General features: G+C 73.2%; 20 protein-coding genes and 1 pseudogene. 12 read left to right on the top strand and 9 right to left on the bottom strand.

All coding sequences use genetic code 11. The features are described from left to right. From E1289_RS38070 to fahA, 3 genes and pseudogenes are all read left to right on the top strand, one after another. Window positions 1-331: pseudogene (locus E1289_RS38070) on the top strand (hypothetical protein); the annotation flags it as partial. A gap of 58 nt (window positions 332-389) precedes the next feature. Next, entirely contained in the window at window positions 390-1,250 is an 861-nt protein-coding gene (locus E1289_RS08900) for a hypothetical protein (RefSeq protein WP_131977240.1), read from the top strand. Next, complete coding sequence (gene fahA, locus E1289_RS08895; RefSeq protein ID WP_131977237.1) at window positions 1,247-2,464, top strand: fumarylacetoacetase; 1,218 nt, start codon at window positions 1,247-1,249, stop codon at window positions 2,462-2,464. The genes E1289_RS08900 and fahA overlap by 4 nt, the downstream gene beginning before the upstream one ends. Before the next feature lie 23 nt (window positions 2,465-2,487). On the opposite strand, the gene ispF is transcribed toward fahA, so the two are convergent. Together ispF and E1289_RS08885 are read right to left on the bottom strand one after the other, a co-directional pair. Beyond that, window positions 2,488-2,964: a 2-C-methyl-D-erythritol 2,4-cyclodiphosphate synthase gene (gene ispF / locus E1289_RS08890; protein WP_207928869.1), complete on the bottom strand. Its 477-nt coding sequence runs from the start codon at window positions 2,962-2,964 to the stop codon at window positions 2,488-2,490. 34 nt (window positions 2,965-2,998) lie between these two features. Beyond that, complete coding sequence (locus tag E1289_RS08885; protein ID WP_067459337.1) at window positions 2,999-3,481, bottom strand: CarD family transcriptional regulator; 483 nt, start codon at window positions 3,479-3,481, stop codon at window positions 2,999-3,001. Between the two features lie 547 nt (window positions 3,482-4,028). Between E1289_RS08885 and E1289_RS08880 the strand changes: the two genes are divergently transcribed. Then, window positions 4,029-4,793, top strand: coding sequence for a hypothetical protein (locus tag E1289_RS08880; RefSeq protein WP_131977231.1), 765 nt, complete (start codon window positions 4,029-4,031; stop codon window positions 4,791-4,793). 159 nt (window positions 4,794-4,952) lie between these two features. Beyond that, on the top strand, window positions 4,953-5,831 hold the full coding sequence (locus E1289_RS08875) for a hypothetical protein (protein WP_131977228.1): 879 nt from the start codon (window positions 4,953-4,955) through the stop codon (window positions 5,829-5,831). A 73-nt stretch (window positions 5,832-5,904) separates the two neighbouring features. Here the strand turns inward: E1289_RS08875 and E1289_RS08870 are convergent, their stop codons facing one another. Beyond that, entirely contained in the window at window positions 5,905-6,585 is a 681-nt protein-coding gene (locus E1289_RS08870; RefSeq protein WP_131977226.1) for a response regulator transcription factor, read from the bottom strand. Further along, window positions 6,582-7,796 (bottom strand): ATP-binding protein, encoded by a 1,215-nt coding sequence (locus E1289_RS08865; protein WP_131977224.1) that lies wholly within the window; start codon window positions 7,794-7,796, stop codon window positions 6,582-6,584. The genes E1289_RS08870 and E1289_RS08865 overlap by 4 nt, the downstream gene beginning before the upstream one ends. Before the next feature lie 213 nt (window positions 7,797-8,009). Between E1289_RS08865 and phoU the strand changes: the two genes are divergently transcribed. Next, window positions 8,010-8,669 (top strand): phosphate signaling complex protein PhoU, encoded by a 660-nt coding sequence (gene phoU, locus E1289_RS08860; protein WP_131977222.1) that lies wholly within the window; start codon window positions 8,010-8,012, stop codon window positions 8,667-8,669. Between the two features lie 78 nt (window positions 8,670-8,747). Then, window positions 8,748-9,179 (top strand): hypothetical protein, encoded by a 432-nt coding sequence (locus E1289_RS08855; protein WP_131977220.1) that lies wholly within the window; start codon window positions 8,748-8,750, stop codon window positions 9,177-9,179. A 76-nt stretch (window positions 9,180-9,255) separates the two neighbouring features. Here the strand turns inward: E1289_RS08855 and E1289_RS08850 are convergent, their stop codons facing one another. Genes E1289_RS08850 through mshA form a run of 3 tightly spaced genes read right to left on the bottom strand, consistent with a single transcriptional unit; the run spans window position 9,256 to window position 11,959 of the window. Beyond that, complete coding sequence (locus E1289_RS08850) at window positions 9,256-10,092, bottom strand: phosphoglyceromutase (RefSeq protein WP_131977215.1); 837 nt, start codon at window positions 10,090-10,092, stop codon at window positions 9,256-9,258. 11 nt (window positions 10,093-10,103) lie between these two features. Then, window positions 10,104-10,640, bottom strand: a complete 537-nt coding sequence (locus E1289_RS08845; RefSeq protein WP_207928868.1) for a YbjN domain-containing protein — start codon at window positions 10,638-10,640, stop codon at window positions 10,104-10,106. Then, window positions 10,637-11,959 carry a D-inositol-3-phosphate glycosyltransferase gene (gene mshA / locus E1289_RS08840; protein ID WP_131977213.1) on the bottom strand — a complete coding sequence of 441 codons (1,323 nt, stop codon included), beginning with the start codon at window positions 11,957-11,959 and terminating at the stop codon, window positions 10,637-10,639. Before mshA ends, E1289_RS08845 begins: the two co-directional genes overlap by 4 nt. A 154-nt stretch (window positions 11,960-12,113) precedes the next feature. Here mshA and E1289_RS08835 point away from each other — a divergent pair, with 154 nt between their 5' ends. Further along, window positions 12,114-12,881 (top strand): SDR family NAD(P)-dependent oxidoreductase, encoded by a 768-nt coding sequence (locus E1289_RS08835; protein WP_131977211.1) that lies wholly within the window; start codon window positions 12,114-12,116, stop codon window positions 12,879-12,881. Window positions 12,882-12,885: 4 nt separating this feature from the next. Here E1289_RS08835 and E1289_RS08830 read toward each other — a convergent pair whose 3' ends face one another. Further along, window positions 12,886-13,773: a class I SAM-dependent methyltransferase gene (locus tag E1289_RS08830; protein ID WP_131977209.1), complete on the bottom strand. Its 888-nt coding sequence runs from the start codon at window positions 13,771-13,773 to the stop codon at window positions 12,886-12,888. A 150-nt stretch (window positions 13,774-13,923) separates the two neighbouring features. Between E1289_RS08830 and E1289_RS08825 the strand changes: the two genes are divergently transcribed. From E1289_RS08825 to E1289_RS08815, 3 genes are all read left to right on the top strand, one after another. Then, window positions 13,924-15,543, top strand: a complete 1,620-nt coding sequence (locus E1289_RS08825; protein WP_131977207.1) for an AMP-binding protein — start codon at window positions 13,924-13,926, stop codon at window positions 15,541-15,543. 68 nt (window positions 15,544-15,611) lie between these two features. Then, the gene (locus tag E1289_RS08820; protein WP_131977205.1) at window positions 15,612-16,397 is read left to right on the top strand and encodes a TIGR03084 family metal-binding protein; all 786 of its coding nucleotides are present in this window, start codon (window positions 15,612-15,614) and stop codon (window positions 16,395-16,397) included. Window positions 16,398-16,471: 74 nt separating this feature from the next. Next, a complete protein-coding gene (locus E1289_RS08815; protein ID WP_131977203.1) occupies window positions 16,472-16,936 on the top strand; it encodes a universal stress protein in 465 nt (154 codons plus the stop codon). Window positions 16,937-16,949: 13 nt separating this feature from the next. Here E1289_RS08815 and E1289_RS08810 read toward each other — a convergent pair whose 3' ends face one another. Beyond that, the gene (locus E1289_RS08810; protein WP_131977201.1) at window positions 16,950-17,462 is read right to left on the bottom strand and encodes an O-acetyl-ADP-ribose deacetylase; all 513 of its coding nucleotides are present in this window, start codon (window positions 17,460-17,462) and stop codon (window positions 16,950-16,952) included. Between the two features lie 257 nt (window positions 17,463-17,719). Here E1289_RS08810 and E1289_RS08805 point away from each other — a divergent pair, with 257 nt between their 5' ends. Continuing rightward, window positions 17,720-18,589 (top strand): NAD(P)-dependent oxidoreductase, encoded by an 870-nt coding sequence (locus tag E1289_RS08805; RefSeq protein ID WP_131977199.1) that lies wholly within the window; start codon window positions 17,720-17,722, stop codon window positions 18,587-18,589. Window positions 18,590-18,603: the final 14 nt, after the last annotated feature.

The following is an 18,603-nucleotide window of genomic DNA, read 5'->3' as shown; positions in this document are numbered from 1 at the left end:
CTCCCTCGACCCGCTGCCCGAGCCGGCGCCCGCCCCGCCCGCGCTGCTCCCGACGGACGTGGAGCTGGCCCGGAGCCCGGAGCGCGCCGGCGCGCGGGAGCAGCGCCCGCTCGCCGCGACGACCCGCCCCGACATCCCGATGCCCGCGGCCTTCGGCGCGGACGAGGAGGAGCACGACACCCCGCCGCCCGACCGCGCCGAGGACCCCGACGCCGGCGACCGCCCGGACACCGCCGGCAGGGTCATCCGCGAAGACGGCGAGCCGGCCGAGGACTGGAACCCGCCGCCGTCCAGCAATTTCCGCAGCGGCCCCACCCCGCCGGTCGACTGAACCGGGCGAGTCACCGCAAAGCACGTGAGCCGGGGCGCCTCGGGGGTAGAGGACGGGCATGGGCGCCTTACTGGCTCGGCTCCTCGACGACGCCGCGCTCTTTCCGCCGCGGCACGCCCCCATGGACCGGGCCCTGCCCGCCCACCGCGCGGCCTGCCCTCCCGCGGATCCGCTCACCGGCCGGTTCCTGTGCCCCGCGTCGCGCTTCGCGGAACTGCGCACCCATCTCGTCCCGGAGGACCTCCTCGATCTGGGCGTCATCGCCGACACCGGCATCGAGGAACTCCCGAAGACGCTGGACGCCGTCCGCGGCGAACCCCGCGTCCGGCCGGTGTCCGTGGAGATCGCGCTGCCCCGGGGCGCGGACCAGGCGCGGGCCGCCGCCGTGACGATCGCCCGGCTCCCCTCCGACGTGCCGGCGCGCATCGAGGTGCGCCGCTCCCCCGGCTGGCTGCACGCACTCGACCGCATCGCCGCCGCCCGCGACTCCGCCTCCCCCGATCGGCGGGCCCTGTGCGCGAAGTACCGCGTGGGCGGCACGGCCACGGACGGTGTTCCCGGCGCCGGGGCCCTGGCGGCGTTCATCGCGGCCTGCGCCGACCGCGACCTGCCGTTCAGCTGCGCGGGCGGGCCCGTGCGCGCCGTCCGGGGCGCGGCGCACCACGGGCTCATGAACATCCTGCTGGCCACGGCCCAGGCGGCGGCCGGCGACCGCGGCACCGGCCTCCGGCGGACCCTCGAACGCGACGACTCCGCGGGCCTCGCCCGTGACCTGCTGACACTGTCCGAGGCCGAGGTCCGCGCGGTTCGCCGCCTCCTGGTCGCGTTCGGCGTACCGGACGTCCCCGGGGCCCGGCGAGATCTGGCGGCCGCGGGGCTGATCAGAAGGGCGGACATCGGGGAAGATAGATCTCCATGACGACCGCTTCGTGGGTTGAGGTCAATGCGGACGACGGCTTCGGCATCGAGAACCTGCCGTACGGCGTCTTCTCGCGGCCCGGGGAACTCCCCCGGGCCGGCGTGGCCATCGGCGAGTACGTCCTCGACCTGGCGGAGCTGTCCGCCGCCGGGCTGGTGGAGGACCGCCGCTACTTCGCCTCGGGATCGCTGAACGCCTTCATGGTGGCGGGGCGCGCCGCCTGGGATGCCAACCGCGCCCGCCTCGTCGAACTGCTCACCGACGAGTCGTACCGCGCGCACGTGCGGCCGCATCTCATCCCCGTCGCGGACGTGGAGCTGCTGCGGCCCTTCGATGTGGCCGACTACGTCGACTTCTTCTCCTCCCGGCACCATGCCGAGAACGCGGGCCGGATGTTCCGCCCGCACAGCGACCCGCTGACGCCCAACTGGAAGCACCTGCCGGTCGCCTACCACGGCCGCTCCGGCACCGTGTACCGCTCCGGGTCACCGGTCATCCGGCCGGCGGGGCAGCGCAGGACGCCGGACGACCCGGAGCCGTCGTACGGGCCGTCGCTCCGGCTCGACTTCGAGGCGGAGGTCGGCTTCGTCGCCGGTGTCCCGTCCGTCGCGGGGCACCGCGTCCCCGCCGAGGCGTTCCGCGACCACGTGTTCGGGTTCGTCCTGGTGAACGACTGGAGCGCCCGCGACCTGCAGGCGTGGGAATCCCAGCCGCTCGGCCCGTTCCTCGGGAAGTCGTTCGCGACGTCGATCTCGCCGTGGGTCGTGCCGGTCGCGGCGCTGGAGGCCGCCCGCGTGCCGCCGCCCGTCCAGGACCCGGTCCCGCTGCCCTACCTGCGGTGCGCGGAGCCGTGGGGCCTGGACCTGCACCTTGAGGTCCTGATCAACGGCCAGGTCGCCGCCCGCCCGCGGTTCGCCTCGATGTACTGGACACCGCCGCAGCAGCTCGCCCACGCCACCGTCAACGGCGCCGCGCTCCGCACCGGGGACCTGTTCGCCTCGGGTACGGTCTCCGGCCCCGAACGGGACCAGCGCGGCTGCATGCTGGAGCTCAGCTGGAACGGCCAGGAGCCGCTGGAACTGGACGACGGGACCAAGCGGACCTTCCTGGAGGACGGCGACACGGTGACCATCCGCGCCCAGGCCCCCGGCTCCGGCGGCTCCCGCATCACCTTCGGCGAGGTGACCGGCACCGTCCACCCCGCGCTCCCCTGAGGCCCCCGCGGGCCGGGCGGCGGCTAGGCGGGTTCCGGCGGGACGACCAGGGCGTTGGCTATGGCGGCCAGGCCCTCGCCGCGGCCGGTGAGGCCCAGGCCGTCGGTGGTGGTGGCGGAGATGCTGACGGGGGCGCCGCCGAGGGCTTCGGCCAGGACCTTCTGGGCCTCCGCACGGCGCTTGCCGATCTTGGGGCGGTTGCCGATGACCTGGATGGCGACGTTGCCGATGGTGAAGCCGGCCTCGTGGACGAGCCGGGCGACCTCCCGGAGGAGGGCGACGCCGGAGGCACCGGACCAGCGCGGGTCCGCGGTGCCGAAGACCGCGCCGAGGTCGCCTAGGTCGCAGGCCGACAGCAGGGCGTCGCACGCGGCGTGCGCGGCGACGTCGCCGTCGGAGTGCCCGGCCAGGCCGTGGCCTTCGCCGGGCCATTCGAGCCCCGCCACCCACAGCGGGCGCGGCTCGGACGAGAACGGGTGGACGTCGGTACCGACGCCCACCCGTGGAAACCGTGCGCTCAACTCGGCCGGCCGATCAGCTGGCCAGGACCTCGTCGAGCAGGGCCTCCGCCTTGTCCTCGTTGGTCTTCTCGGCGAGCGCCAGCTCGCTGACCAGAATCTGGCGTGCCTTGGCGAGCATGCGCTTCTCACCCGCCGAAAGGCCGCGCTCCTTGTCGCGCCGCCACAGGTCGCGGACGACCTCGGCGACCTTGTTCACATCGCCGGAGGCGAGCTTCTCAAGGTTCGCCTTGTACCGGCGGGACCAGTTGGTGGGTTCCTCGGTGTAAGGGGCGCGCAGCACCTCGAACACCTTCTCCAGACCCTCCTGGCCGACGACGTCGCGGACACCCACATCCTCGACGTTCTCGACCGGGACCTGCACTGTCAGGTCGCCCTTGTCGACCTTCAAGACCAGATAGGTCTTTTCCTCACCTTTGATGGTGCGAGTCTCGATGGCCTCGATCCGAGCAGCCCCATGGTGGGGGTAGACGACGGTGTCGCCGACCTGGAAAGTCATGTGACAAGTACCCCTTCCGCTAGAACCAGGGTACCACGTAAACCGGGGTGGCTGAACCGGCCTTACCGGCATATGCGCAGGTCAAGCAGCATATTGGGGTATTGACAAAGCCCTTTAATGGTGCATCGTCGTCCAGTTCCCCACACTCACGGTAGCCGAGAAGCCACCGGCCTTCACCCCCTCGCCCAATACCGGCAAGCCGTCCGCGGAGGCAAGCATCTTCGCCGCCGGAGGCGAGGACGCGTCCGGTCCGTGAGGTGAGCGGGCCGGGCGGCGCGGGTACGTAGCGCCCGAAGACCGCGAATGGGACAACACCTCACGGGAACCAACCCAACGGGACAATGCCCCACCGGGACGGTCTCCCACGCGGGACGACGGCGTCCGCCCGGCGGGACCGTGATTCCGAGGGGCCGCGCCTCGCCACGGCCGCGGACCGTCGAAATGGCGGGCCGGTGGAACGGATCGCCGGTTCGGTGGGACGGTGGTCCGGGAGGATGGCGGCCGTGGGCCGTGGAGTGCGTCGGCGGAGCCGGATGGGAGGTGCGGCGTGAGGCCGGACGGCGACGACCCGGAGCCCGATGACTACGGGCTTCCCCGCGTTGACGTCGTGGTGCCCGACGACGCCCGCGAGCTCGAGCGCGACATGCTCGCCTACCGCCGCGAGGAGCGGCGGCGCCGGCGCCGGCGGCGGGCCCGCCGGCTCGCCCGTCCGCTGACCCGGTTCGGCGTGGCCATCCCGATCATCGCGGGGGCCCTGCTGGTCGCGCTGCTCAGCGGTGTGCTGATGACGGCGTTCGGGCCGAAGCCCGCGCCGCGGCCGACGATCGCCCAGCTGGCGCCCCGCCCGTCCGCGAGCCCCGGCGAGGTCGGCGGGCTCCTGCCGGACGGCAGCGTCGACCTGGCGGTCGGGGAGCGCACGCCGACGCCGCTGCGCGACCTGCGCCCGGGGGTCATCGGCATCGTCCCGCCCGCGTACGAGTGCGAAAGCGTGGTCGCGGAGCTGGCGGGCAGGGCGCACGAGAACGTGCTGAACTTCTGGCTGGTCGCCGATCCGCGCCCCGCCGGTGACAAGAAGGCGATGCCGCTGAAGGAGCTGAAGGCGTGCGCGGGCACCGCCCACTACGGCAAGCCGCTCGTGCTCGAAGACCGGCAGGGCGTCCTCGCCGGGGCGTACGCTCCCGCCGAGGGCGCGGCGGGCAGCGGCGTGACCGCGGTTTTCGTGCGGCCGGACGGCGTGGTCGGCGACGTCGTCCAGGGGCCGCGGGCGGGGCCGGAACTCACCGAGAAGGTCCGGGCGCTGAAGTCCGGCTGAGCCGATTCCGGGGTCCTTCCGGGTGATCGCGAGCGTGTCGGCCACCCCGGCGCGGGACCCGCGGCCGGGTCTCGCTACGCTTCCCCTGGCGTATCTCACGCCACTCCACATCTTTCCAACGTCACGTCTTTGACGACACTTCGCGAGGAGACCGACGCCGTGATCCGAAACAGCCGTCGAATGGTCGCGCTCGCCGTCGCGGGCGCCGTCGCCATCGCGCCGGTGATCTCCGGCTGCGGCGCCGGCGTGGATGCGCAGTCCGCCGCCCCCGTCCGGCTGACCGAGGGCGTCAACGCGTCGGTCCCGCTGGACGCCACGGCGCCGCAGATCGTGCTGCGCAACATGTTCGTGCTGGGCCCCAAGCCCGAGGAGCCGATCGCCCAGGGGGCGTCGCTGCCGCTCTACGGAGTGATGATCAACCAGGTCCCGGGCAGGGCGGACCGGCTGACCTCGGTCGGCTCTCCGCAGTTCGGCTCCGCGATGATCAGGGGCGGCGGCATCACGCTCCCGCCCGCGGCGCGGGACGGTTCGGGCAGCCTGGTCATGCTGCGCGGCGGCGCGACGGCCGACCCCGGTCCCGAGGCTCCGGAGACCGGGCAGCCGACCGGGGCCGCGACACCGGCGCCGACCGGCCCCGGCTCCACCGCCGACCCGACGGCCGGCCCGACGTCCCAGAACACGCCCGGCCCGACGGTGAGCGCCCCGGCGCCCACCACCGGGGAGGAGCAGCCGGTGGTGGTCCTCAACGGGCTGCGGGACCCGGACCTGCTCGCCGGTGGCCTCATCACGGTGCGGATGCAGTTCGAGAAGGCCGGTGCCGTGGAGCTCAAGGTGCCGCTGATCCTGCAGCAGGACGAGTACAGCACGTACCCCCTGGTCACGCCCAACGGCCAGGCGCCGGGGTCGCCGGGCGCCACCAACGGCGGCCGTCAGTCACCGGGCACCGAGCCGGCCCAGCCGGGCGCGTCCCCGTCGCCGGGCGGGACCGGGTCCCCCTCGCCGACGGCCACGGAGTCGCCTGCGGCCGGCGGTCACTGACCCCGCCGCACCCCGCGCACGCACAGAACGGCCCGTACGGCGATCTCGCCGCACGGGCCGTTCCAGTGTGCGCTCAGGGCTCGAACTTGTAGCCCAGGCCGCGGACGGTGACGATGTAGCGCGGCGTGGACGGCTTCTCCTCGATCTTCGCGCGGAGGCGCTTGATGTGCACGTCCAGCGTCTTGGTGTCCCCCACGTAGTCGGCGCCCCACACGCGGTCGATGAGCTGCATCCGGGTCAGGACGCGGCCCGCGTTGCGCAGCAGCACCTCCAGCAGCTCGAACTCCTTGAGCGGAAGCTGGACGGGCGCACCGCCGACACTGACGATGTGCCGCTCGACGTCCATCCGGACGGGACCGGCCTCAAGGGTCGCGGGCGCCAGCTCCTCGACCTCGCCCTGGCGGCGCAGCACGGCCCGCATCCGCGCGATCAGCTCGCGCGTCGAGAACGGCTTGGTGACGTAGTCGTCGGCGCCGAGTTCCAGCCCGACGACCTTGTCGACCTCGCTGTCCTTGGCGGTCAGCATGATGACGGGGACGCTGGACTTGGCCCGCAGCTCCCGGCACACCTCCGTCCCGGGCAGTCCGGGGAGCATCAGGTCGAGGAGCACGAGGTCGGCACCGTTGCGCTCGAAGATGTCCAGCGCGTCGGGGCCGGTGGCGGCGACGGCCACCTCGAAGCCCTCCTTGCGCAGGTTGTACGACAGTGCGTCGCTGAACGACTCCTCGTCTTCCACGACGAGCACGCGGGTCACGGTGCCTCCTGGGCAGGGTTATCGGTGTGGTTCTCTGCGTCGGCGTTGTTGCGCGCGGCCGTGGCGCCCGCGGCGGTGTCGAGCAGCGGTAGCCGGATCGTGAACGTCGACCCGTGGCCCTCCTTGCTCCACACGGTCACGTCCCCGCCGTGCTTGCCGGTGACGTGCTTGACGATGGCGAGCCCGAGGCCGGTGCCGCCGGTCTGGCGGGAGCGGGCCGGGTCGACCCGGTAGAAGCGCTCGAAGATGCGTTCCACCTCGCCGTCCGGGATGCCGATGCCCTGGTCGGTCACGTTGACCTCGACCTGGTCGTCGTCGCACCGCCGGGCCGACACGACGACCCGGGTGTTCTCCGGGCTGTACGCGACGGCGTTGTCGACCAGGTTCCGCAGGGCGCTGACGAGGAGTTCCTGGTCGCCGTGCACGCGCAGGCCGTCCTCGCCGCCGGCCGTCAGGTCGATCTCCTTGGCGGACGCCTTGAACTGGCAGCGCTCCATCGCCTCGGCGACCACCTCGTCCAGCGAGACGGCACGCAGATCGGGGAGCGGCTCGTCGCCCTGGACGCGCGACAGCGTCATCAGGTCCTGGACGAGATTCGTCAGCCGCACCGACTCGTACTGCATCCGGCCCGCGAACCGCCGGACCGCCTCGGGGTCGTCGGCGGCGTTCTCGACCGTCTCGGCCAGCAGCGACAGCGCGCCCACGGGCGTTTTGAGCTCGTGGCTGACGTTCGCCACGAAGTCGCGGCGGATCGCCTCGGTGCGGTGCATGTCGGTGAGGTCCTCCGCCAGCACGAGGACGAGGCCGTGCGAACCGAGCGGGGTCACCCGCACCGCGAACCAGCGGCCGTCCGCGCGGCTCCGCCCGCTCGTCGGGCCGACCTGGATCTCGGTCTCGCGGATCTCGCCGTCCCGCCGGACGAGCCGCGCCATCGCCAGCACCTCGTCCACCACGAGGCGGTCGCCGCTGACCAGGCCGTAGGCGCGCGCGGCGGAACTGGCGCGCAGGACGCGGTCCTCGACGTCCACCACGACCGCCGACGACCGCAGGACGCTGAGCACGGAGGCCACGCCCGGCGGCAGGACGCCCACCGGCGTCGCCGGGGCCGCCGCCCGCTGGGACCGCTCGCTCACCCGCACCGCCAATCCCGTCGTCAGCCCGATCGCGAGCCCGGCCAGCCCGGTCAGGAGCGCGATAATCTCGACCTCCACACCTCGGATGGTAAGCGGCGCCCGGCACCCTCCCGGCCTCCGGCCCAGGTCACGGCGATCTCGTTCCCCGAATGTTCACCTTCTTATCCGGAGGCGTTCATGTCACCGCGGCAGGCTGTGGCGTGGGCGAGTACGCCCGGACACCCCGGACGGCCCCCATAACCCCCCGAAACACCGCCCGATTCGCCCCGGTTTAAAACTAAGGATTCTGAATTGCGCGACGCCTACCACGAGGAACTCGACTCCCTCACCGACAGGCTGGTCGAGATGACCCGGCTCGTCCGTTCCGCGATGGCCCGCGCGGTGACCGCGCTCCTGGACGCCGACCTGCGGCTGTCCGAGGAGGTCATCAGCGGGGACGAGCAGGTCAACAAGATCGACAGTGCGATCGAGGACGTCGTCTTCGACCTGATGGCCCGGCAGCAGCCCGTGGCCGGCGACCTGCGCACCCTGATCACCACGCTCCGGATGAGCGGCGACCTGGAGCGCATGGGCGACCTCGCCGTGCACATCGCCAAGACCGCCCGCCGCCGGCACCCCGAGTCGGCCGTCCCGCCGGAGCTGCAGGCCACCGTGCTGGAGATGGGGCAGATCGCCGAGCGGATGATCGCGAAGGCGGGCAGCGTCATCGCGTCCCAGGACGTCGAGATGGGCCTGGAGCTCGACGCCGACGACGACCAGATGGACCGCCTCCACCGGCGCCTCTTCGACCTCCTGCTGTCGCCCAAGTGGAAGCACGGCGTCGAGCCAGCGGTGGACATCACGCTCGCCGGCCGCTACTTCGAGCGGTTCGCCGACCACGCCGTCCACGTGGCGGAGAACGTCGTCTACCTCGTCACCGGCCAGCGCCCCGAGGAGATCAACGAGGTCTGACCGGCACCACGAGATCGCCGGTCCTCGTAGGATGCCGCCACGGCGGAGACCGAGGCGCATGGGCGGGGATGGACGGTTATGGCGATCGCGGCGGGCGTGTTCCTGCTGGTCACTTCGTTCTGGGGGGCCGGCAGGCGGCGGTGGGCCGTCGAACGGCTGTGGGGACCGCTCGTCCGCGCCGCTGATGGCGGCACCGCCCGGGCCGCGCTGCTGTCGGCGCTCGCCTACACCGGCGCCCTGCTGCTGTTCGGCGCGCTGCAGGCCGGGACGTACGCCCTGTTCGGCGACGCGCCCGCACGGGCTGCGGCCCTGGTGCTCGGCATCGTGTACGCGCCGCTGGCACTGATGCCGATCCCCGACCAGAACCTCTACCGGGACATCCGGCGCCACCTGGCGGGCGCGGGCGCGACACCCGGGCAGGCGCGGGCGTGCGCGTGGACGCTCGGCCCCCTGGGTTTCCTCGCACTCGTCGCCCTGGGTTCGTCCGTGCTGTACGCCTTCTTCGCCTGAGCTTGAGCCGGTGCCGACCCGAGGACCCGCCGCCGCGCGGGTCGGGCGGCGGGTGCCGGTGCCACTTGTGCCGGGGCTACTTGTTGCGCCTGCCGCGCCGCGGCTTGCCCTTCTCCTTGGACTTGGCGTCCTTCGCGGACGGGGCGGGGGCCTTGGCGTCGCCCTTCTTCGCCGCGCCCTGGTTCTTGACCGCCTCGATGGCGGCCTTCGCGGCGGCCGGGTCCAGGTACTCGCCGCCGCGCTTGAGGGGCGCGAAGTCGTCGTCCAGCTCGTAGACGAGGGGGATGCCGGTCGGGATGTTGAGGCCGACGATCTGCTCGTCCGAGACGTCGTCCAGGTGCTTGACCATGGCGCGGAGCGAGTTCCCGTGCGCGGCGACCATGACGGTCTTGCCGGCGGCCAGGTCGGGGACGATCGCGTCGTACCAGTAGGGCAGGAGGCGGTCCACGACGTCGGCGAGGCACTCCGAGCGGGGGATCAGCTCGGACGGCAGCTCGGCGTAGCGGAGGTCGTTGACCTGGGAGAGGGGGTCGTCGTCCTTGATGGGGGGCGGCGGGGTGTCGTAGGAGCGGCGCCAGGTCATGAACTGCTCTTCGCCGAACTCCTCCCGCGTCTGGGCCTTGTTCTTGCCCTGGAGGGCGCCGTAGTGGCGCTCGTTGAGCCGCCAGGAGCGGTGGACGGGGATCCACAGCAGGTCGGCCACGTCCAAGGCGATGTTGGCGGTGCGGATGGCCCGCTTCAGCAGGGAGGTGTGCACCACGTCGGGGGTGATGTCGGCGTCGAGCAGCAGGTCGCCGCCCTTGGTCGCCTCACCTTCGCCCTTCGCGGACAGGTCGACGTCCACCCACCCGGTGAACAGCCCTTCCGCGTTCCAGACGCTTTCGCCATGCCGGAGCAATACCAGGGTCGCCATGGCACCAGAGCTTATCGGCCCGTCCGGTCCCCCTGACCGTCGGCGGGGTCCCGGTTGGCGGGGTCGGCGAAGGACGCGAACGCCCGCAGGTTGGCGAGGCTCTCGCCGCGTTTGACCCGCCAGTCCCACTCGCGCTGGATGGACGACTTGAAGCCGCGTTCGAGCGCCTTGTCGAAGTTGTCGTCGGAGTAGGTGAGGACGCAGCCGAGCAGGCGGTCGATCTCGTCCGGCGTCACCGACTGCAGGGGGACCCGGCCGACGAGATGGACGTCACCGACCTCGTCCAGGGCGAACGCGACCCCGTACATGCGGCCGTTCTTCTCCAGGAGGAAGCGGTAGAACTCGGCGTGGTTCTCGTCGGGGCGGCGGCAGAAGAACGCCTCGACGTGCAGGCTGTGCTCGCCGACGATGAGCCAGGTCATGGTGGCGAGCTTGCGCTGCCCGGGGAGCTTGACGAAGAACGCGTCCTCGCGGGGTTCGTCGAACTCCAGCTCCGCGGCCCGCAGGGTCTCCCTGATGGTCTCGACCGGACGGTTCGCTTCGCTCACGCTGATACCTCCGCAGGCGTGGCGACCTGCACGGCTGGAATGGACATGGCTCCGGTATACACGTCGAGGAGGTTGTCGACGGTCGCGTCCCACCCGAAGCTGTTCCCGTGCCGGACGGCGCCGCGGGAGAGCCGGGCGTACAGGCCCGGTTCGTTGTGCAGCCGGCGCAGGACGGCGGCGTAGTCGGCGGGGTCGTGGCCGGAGATCAGAACGCCGGATTCGCCGTCGGCGACGGCGGTGCAGAGGCCGCCGACGCGGGACGCGACGACCGGGGTCCCGCACGCCTGGGACTCGACGGCCACGAGGCCGAACGACTCGCTGTGCGACGGGACGACGGTGACGTCCGCCGCCCGGTACCAGTCGGCCAGCTCGGACTGCGGGCTCGGCGGCTCGAAGCGCATGACGTCGGAGATGCCGAGTCCGGCGGCGAGGTTCTGCAGGCCCTCGGGGCGGCAGCGGCCGGAACCGCTGGGGCCGCCGACGACGGCGACGACGAGCTTCGCGCGCAGCGCCGGGTCGTCGGAGATCATGCGGGCGACGGCGCGGAGCAGCACGTCCGGGGCCTTGAGCGGCTGGATGCGGCCGACGAACAGCAGCACGTACGCGTCGCGGGGCAGGCCGAGGCGGCGGCGGGCGGGGCCGGTGCGGTGCGGGAACAGGCCGGCGCCGCGGGCGAGCAGGGGCGATTCGGGGCGGAAGAGCGACAGGTCGACGCCGGGGCTGACGGTCGCGACCCGGGCCGGGTCGGCGCCGTACAGGTCGGCGAGTTCGCGGGCCTCCTTGGCGGTGTTGGCGACGAGCTGGTCGGACGACGCCACGACCTGCTCCTCGCCGAGGACGCGTTCGACCGGTTCGGCCTTGTCGCCGTCCGCGAGCGCCGCGTTCTTGACCTTGGCCATGGTGTGCATGGAGTGGACGAGCGGGACGCCCCAGCGCTGCTTCGCCGCCCACCCGGCCTGGCCGGACAGCCAGTAGTGGGTGTGCAGGAGGTCGTAGTGGCCGGGGTCGTGGGCCGCCTCCACGCGCAGGATGCCGGAGGTGAAGCCGCACAGATGCCGGGGAAGGTCGGTCTTGTCCAGTTCCTCGAAGGGCCCGGAGACGACGTTCCGGACGAGCACGCCGGGGGCGAGCTCGACGACGGGCGGCATGGCGCGGCAGGTGGCGCGGGTGAAGATGTCCACCTCGACACCTCTGGCGGCGAGCCGCTTGGCCACCTCGACGATGTAGACGTTCATGCCGCCCGCATCGCCGGTACCCGGTTGATCAAGGGGGGAAGTATGAACACTGACCGTCGCAACCCGGTTGATACGACGCGACACCGGACATCACCTCCGGTAGTGCAACCTATCGACCGCGTTGGGTGTTCCCTCGGTTAGGGGGCCAATCGTCATCCGCCGCCACAGTGACGGGACTCACCGGTGATCGGGCCGTCCCGCCTCCGCCACCGGCGCCCGCGGGCGGGAGACTGGGCGCATGCGTAAGACCGCGGTAGTGACCGGAGCAAGCAGCGGAATCGGGGCCGCCACGGCGCGGCGCCTGGCGGCGGAGGGGTTCCACGTCGTGCTCGCCGCGCGGCGGCGGGACCGGCTGGAGGCCCTCGCCAAGGAGATCACCGAGGGCGAGCCGGGCGCCGGCCGGGTCGTCCCGGTCACGCTCGACGTGACCTCGCAGGAGTCGGTCGACGCGCTCGCGGCCGCGGTCGGCGGCTGCCACGTGCTGGTCAACAACGCCGGCGGCGCGCTCGGCCTCGACCCCGTGGCGAAGGCCGACCTGGACGAGTGGCAGCGGATGTACAACTCCAACGTCCTCGGGCTGGTGCGCGTGACCAGGGCCCTGCTGCCGAAACTGATCGAGAGCGGCGCCGGGCACGTCGTCAACGTCACGTCGCTGGCGGCGCACTTCCCGTACGAGGGCGGCGCCGGCTACAACGCGGCCAAGCACGCCGCGTACGCGGTGAACGAGGTGATGCGGCTGGAACTGGTCGCCGAGCCCGTCCGCGTCACCGAGATCGCGCCGGGGCTGGTGAAGACGGAGGAGTTCTCGCTGGTCCGGTTCCACGGCGACGCGGAGAAGGCCGCCAAGCCGTACGAGGGCGTCCCCGAGCCGCTGGTCGCCGAGGACGTCGCCGACTGCGTGGCCTGGGCCGTCACCCGTCCCCCGCACGTCAACATCGACCGCATCGACGTCCAGCCGCGCGTCCAGGCCGCCCCCTACAAGCTCCACCGCGAGCCGCGCGGGTAGCGGTTCACCCGGTGCGGGGCGCGACCGCCGTCCAGGGGAGGGTCACCTCGCCGAGGCGCCAGCGGTTCCGGCCGCCGTAGGGCGGACGGGTCAGCACGGGGTGGTCCGCTGACAGCAGCCGCACGGCCTCGACCCAGCGGGCGCGCGGGCCGAACGCCGAGTGCGGCGCGGCGGTCGCCCAGCAGCGGTCGAACGCGGCGAGGAACGCGTGCACGGGCTCGCCCGGGACGTTCCGGTGGATCAGCGTCTTCGGCAGCCGCTCCGCGAGGGCGGACGGGCGGTCGAGCGTCGGCAGGTGCGCCGCGAACGTGATCGTCCGCGGGCCGTCCGGGGTGAGCGTCGCCCAGACCGCGCGGCGCCCGATCTCGTCGCACGTCCCCTCCACGAGGACGCCGGACGGGTCGAGGCGCGCGCGCAGTTCGTCCCAGGCCCGCCAGGCCGCCGGCTCGCCGTACTGGCGCAGGACGTTGAACACCCTGATCAGGACGGGCGGGCGCGGCACCGGAAGCTCGAAGCCGCCGCGCCGGAAGGACAGGCCGTCGCACGAGCCGGGATCTCCTTGCGCGTGGCCGCCTTTCGCGTGGCCGCGTTTCGAGTCGCCTCCGTTGGACGCGTCCAGCGCGGCGAGGAAGGCGAGCCCGGCGGCGACGCGGTCGGGGTCGATCTCGATCCCGACGACCTCCAGGCGCGGGGACACGGCGCGGAGGCGGGTGTAGAGCTCGAACGTCGTGACGGGGGAGGCGCCGTAGCCGAGGTCGACGGCGAGGGGGCCGGGGACGGAGCGCAGCGGGCCGGCCTGGGTGGCGGCGATCCAGCGGTCGACGCGCCGCAGGCGGTTGGGGGCGGTGGTGCCGCGGGTCACCTCGCCCCGCGGCCGCCGTACGGGGGGCACCGGACAATTGTTCCTTCCCGTCCGGCGTGCCTCGGACGACGCGGACGTTCCGCCGGATCGCGGCCCCCACTGAATGTGATTCGGTAAGCGGTCGTTTACGGTACTGCCAAGCGTCCGGAGGAGTGACGCCGTCCCCTGGAGGAGTGCCGAATGCTCGACCTGGCGACCCTGCACGAGGCCATCGCCGCCGCCGTCCCCGACCGCGAGTGCCTGGTCTGGGGCGATCACCGGATGACCTGGCGCGAGATGGCCGAGCGGACCCGGCGGCTGGCGAACGTCCTGCACGGCCACGGCCTGGGCCTGCGGGACGGCGGCGGGCGGGCCGAGCCGTGGGAGTCGCCGCACGAGCACCTCGCCCTCTACCTGCACAACGGCCCGGAGTACCTGGAGGGCCTCGTCGGCGCGCACAAGGCCCGGGTCGCGCCGTTCAACGTCAACTACCGGTACGTGGACGACGAACTGGCCCACCTCTTCGGGGACGCCCGCCCGGCCGCGGTGCTCTACCACGCCCGGTTCGCGCCGGTGATCGGACGGGTCGTGGAGCGGCTCGGCCGGCGGCCGCTGCTCCTCCAGGTGGCCGACGCGTCCGGGGAGGGCCTCCTGCCGGGCGCGCTCGACTACGAGGAGGCCCTCGCGAAGGCGTCCGCCGAACCCCTCCGGGACGTCCGGCCTGAGCCCGGCGACCTGCACATCCTCTACACCGGCGGGACGACCGGGATGCCCAAGGGCGTCCTGTGGCGGATCGTCGACCTGATGACCGGGCCGCTGGGGATGCGCCGCCGCGACGGCACCCCGCTCACCGATCTCGGGGAGGCCGTCGAGAAGGCCGTCCGGAGCGAGCACCGCGTGCTCGTCGGCCCGCCGCTCATGCACGGCGCGGGCACGTGGTCGGCGCTGGGCGGCTGGTGCGGCGGCGCGTGCGTCGTCTTCCCCGACCGGGTGGACGGCCTGGACGCCGCCGACCTGATGGCCACCGCCGAGCGGGAGCGCGTCACCCGGATGCCGCTGGTCGGGGACGCGTTCGCCCGCCCGATCGTCGCGGCGCTCGAAGCCCGCCCGCACGACCTCGGCGCGATGCGGACGTTCGTGAACTCGGCCGCCGCCATCAGCCCGGACGTCAAGCGGCGGCTCCTGGACCTCCTCCCCCACGCCCGCATCGTGGACATCCTCGGGTCGTCGGAGTCCGGCTTCCAGGTCGCGCGCAGCGGGTCGTCGGCGCGGTCGTTCATGCCGACCCCGGGGACGGCCGTCCTCAGCGCCGACCGGTCGCGCCGCCTCGCACCCGGCGAGGACGAGATGGGCTGGCTGGCCAAGGGCGGCGACTCGATCCCGCTCGGCTACCTCGGCGACCCGGAGAAGACCGCGGCCACGTTCCGCACCCTGGACGGCGAGCGCCTGGTCGTCGCGGGCGACCGGGCGCGGCTGCTCGCGGACGGCACCGTCGAGGTCCACGGGCGGGAGGCCACGACGATCAACACCGGCGGGGAGAAGGTGTTCGCGGAGGAGGTCGAGGACGTCCTGCGCGGGCTGCCCGGCGTCGCGGACGCGCTGGTCCTCGGCCGGCCGAGCGAGCGCTGGGGCACCGAGATCGTCGCGGTGGTCCGCCCCGGACCGGACGGTGCCGCGCCCGGCGACGCGGAGCTGCGCGAGGGCTGCGCCGCCCACCTGGCCCGCTACAAGATCCCGAAGGCGTTCGTCCGCACGGACCGCGGTCTGCGGCTGCCCAACGGCAAGGCCGACTACGCCACCGCCCGAACGCTCCTCGACTAAACGAGCCCGGTTCGGTTTGTCGGGTGGGTACATGTACGGGCGTCGCGCTCGCACGAGATTCTGACGGCATGCCGGATCTGCACTCTTTGCTCGCCGACCTCGCCGCCGAGGGCGACTCCGTGGACGCCCTGGTCGCGCCGCTGCCCGCCGCGCGCTGGGCGGACCCGACCCCCGCCGAAGGCTGGACGATCGCGCACCAGATCTCCCACCTCGCCTGGACCGACGACCTGGCCATCCGCGCGGCCACCGACGCCGCGGGGTTCGCGAAGCTCGTCGAACGGGCACTGGCCGAACCCGCAGACTACGTCGACGGCGGGGCCGCGGAGGGCGCGGCCGAGGAGCCCGCCCGCCTCCTCGCCCGGTGGCGCGACGGACGGCGCCGCGTGGTGGACGCCCTGGCCGCCCTCCCGGCGGGGACGCGCCTCCCCTGGTTCGGCCCGCCGATGAGCGCGGCGTCCATGGCGACCGGGCGGCTCATGGAGACGTGGGCGCACGGCGAGGACGTCGCCGACGCTGTGGGCGAGCGCCGCGAGCCCACCCACCGGCTCCGGCACGTGGCCCACATCGGCGTCCGGGCCCGCGACTTCGCGTTCCGCAACCGCGGCCTGGAGCCGCCCGCCGAGGAGTTCCGCATCGTCCTCAAGGGCCCGGCGGGCGAGGAGTGGACGTGGGGTCCGCCGGACGCCGCGCAGTCGGTCACCGGCCCAGCGCTCGACTTCTGCCACGTGGCCACCCAGCGCCGCCACCGCGCCGACCTGGCCCTCACCGCCGTCGGCGCGGACGCCGACCGCTGGCTCGACATCGCCCAGGCATTCGCGGGCCCGTCCGGCCCCGGCCGCGCACCCACGGCCTGAGCACCTGGTGGAAGGTGAGGTCGGCCACTCGGCTTGGGCGTTCAAGCGGGGGGCCGGTTGGAGAGGTGTGCGGTATGACGATTCTCATTGCGTACGACGGGTCCGACGACGCGCAGGCGGCGGTCGTGTATGCGGCGCGGCACGTCAAGGCGGAGCCGGCCGTGGTCATGACGGTGTGGGAGCCGCTGCTGGCGCAGGTCAACTGGGCGTCGCTCGCGGCCGTGACGGCGGTCACCGCCTGGCAGGAGGACGGCGGCTACGAGGAGCAGAAGGAGGCCGAGCGGCTCGCGCGGCACGGGGCAGACCTCGCGCGGGACAACGGGCTGACCGAGGTGACGACGCGGGCCGAGCGCGGGGCCGGGCCGGTGTGGGCCGCGATCGTGGACACCGCGGACGAGCTGAACGCCTCGCTCATCGTCACCGGGTCGCGCGGGCTGGGGGGCGCCCGGTCGATGATCCTCGGCAGCGTCTCCACCCGTGTCCTTCATCACGCGCGGCGCCCGACGCTCGTGGTCCCGCCGCCGAAGGAGGAGGACTGAGGCCCGGCCGGGGCTAGGGCGTGCCGAGGGCGCGCTCGAAGGCGGCGTAGGCGTCCGCACTGAACAGGACGAACCGGGCGTCGGTCACCTTGGTGGGCGTGGCGCGGACGGTGCCGACGGCTATGCGCGCGGCGTCGTCCATGGGCCAGCCGTAAACGCCCGCCGACACGGCCGGAAAGGCGATCGAGCCGACGCCGAGATCGTCGGCGACCCGTAGCGATTCGCGGTAGCAGGACGCGAGCTGGGCGCTGCGGTCCTCGGCCGCGGAGTAGACGGGCCCGACGGTGTGGATCACCCATTCGGCGGGCAGCCGGCCGCCGGTCGTCGCGACCGCCTGACCGGTCGGCAACCCGCCGCCATAGTGCGATGCACGCAGTTTGCGGCATTCATCCAAGATCTCCGGGCCGCCTTTGCGGTGAATCGCGCCGTCCACCCCGCCACCGCCGAGGAGGGACGAGTTCGCCGCGTTCACCACCGCGTCGACCTCCTGCTCGGTGATGTCGCCCCGGATGAGAGTGATCTTCATCTCCGCCGTTCCCCCGCTGTGGCCGAACCCCGTCAGAAGAGAAGAATTCTCTTCGGGACCGGTCGCGAAACGCGTTCGGGCGGTTCCCGGCGGTACGCTCATGGCGGACGAGTCTCCAGGGGAGGTACGGCTCGTCCGACGTCGTCCGGCCGAAGCGGGGGCACCATGCGGAACGCCGGGCGTGACCATTGAAAGAGTGAATGCCTATCCTGCCGTCGAGACGACCACAAAGGCGTGCAAGTCGTGGAGGTACCCCCTTGAAGATTCTCCTCGCCGGAGCGACCGGAGTCGTCGGTCGCCGGCTGATCCCGCTGCTCACCCGGGCGGGCCACGAGGTCGCAGGGACGACGCGCCGCCCCGGTCGTGCCGCGCTGCTCCGCGACCTCGGCGCCGCGCCGGTCGTCGTGGACGCCCTCGACGCCTCCGCGCTGCGCAGGGCCGTGCAGGACGAGCGGCCGGACGCGGTCATCCACCAGCTCACCGATCTCAGCGACGAGGACTTCGCGGCCAACTCGCATCTCCGGATCGAGGGCACCCGCAACCTCGTCGAGGCCGCGCTGGCCGCCGGCGTCCAGACCATGGTCGCGCAGAGCATCGCGTGGCTGTACCTCCCCGGGGACGCGCCGGCCGTCGAGACCGACCCGCTCGACGCGTCGCTGCCGCCGTACGAGGGCGTCGCGGCGCTGGAGGACGCCCTCGCCCAGATGCCCCGCGGGGTCGTGCTGCGGTACGGCGCGCTCTACGGGCCGGGGACGTGGTACGCGCCGGACGGCGCGATCGCCGAGCGGGTGCGGGCGGGCAGCCTGCGCCTCACGCCCTCGTGGACCTCGTTCGTGCACGCCGACGACGCCGCGTCGGCCGCGCTGGCGGCGCTCGACTGGCCCGCGGGCGCGGTCAACATCGTCGACGACGAGCCGGCGACGACGGCCGACTGGCTGCCGGTCTACAGCGCCGCCCTGGGCGCCCCCACGCCGGGCAGCGCGGGCAAGCACGCCGCCACGACGGGCCGCCCGGTGTCGAACGCCAAGGCGCTGGACCTCGGCTGGAAGCCGCAGTTCGCCTCCTGGCGCACCGGGTTCTCCCAGATGGAGGGCTCCGCGGCGATGAACGGCGCCCGGTCGGACTGACCCTCCCCCTGGGG

This window comes from Actinomadura sp. 6K520, assembly GCF_004349245.1.
Lineage (GTDB): Bacteria > Actinomycetota > Actinomycetes > Streptosporangiales > Streptosporangiaceae > Spirillospora.
This window is presented reverse-complemented; position numbering and strand designations above follow the sequence as displayed.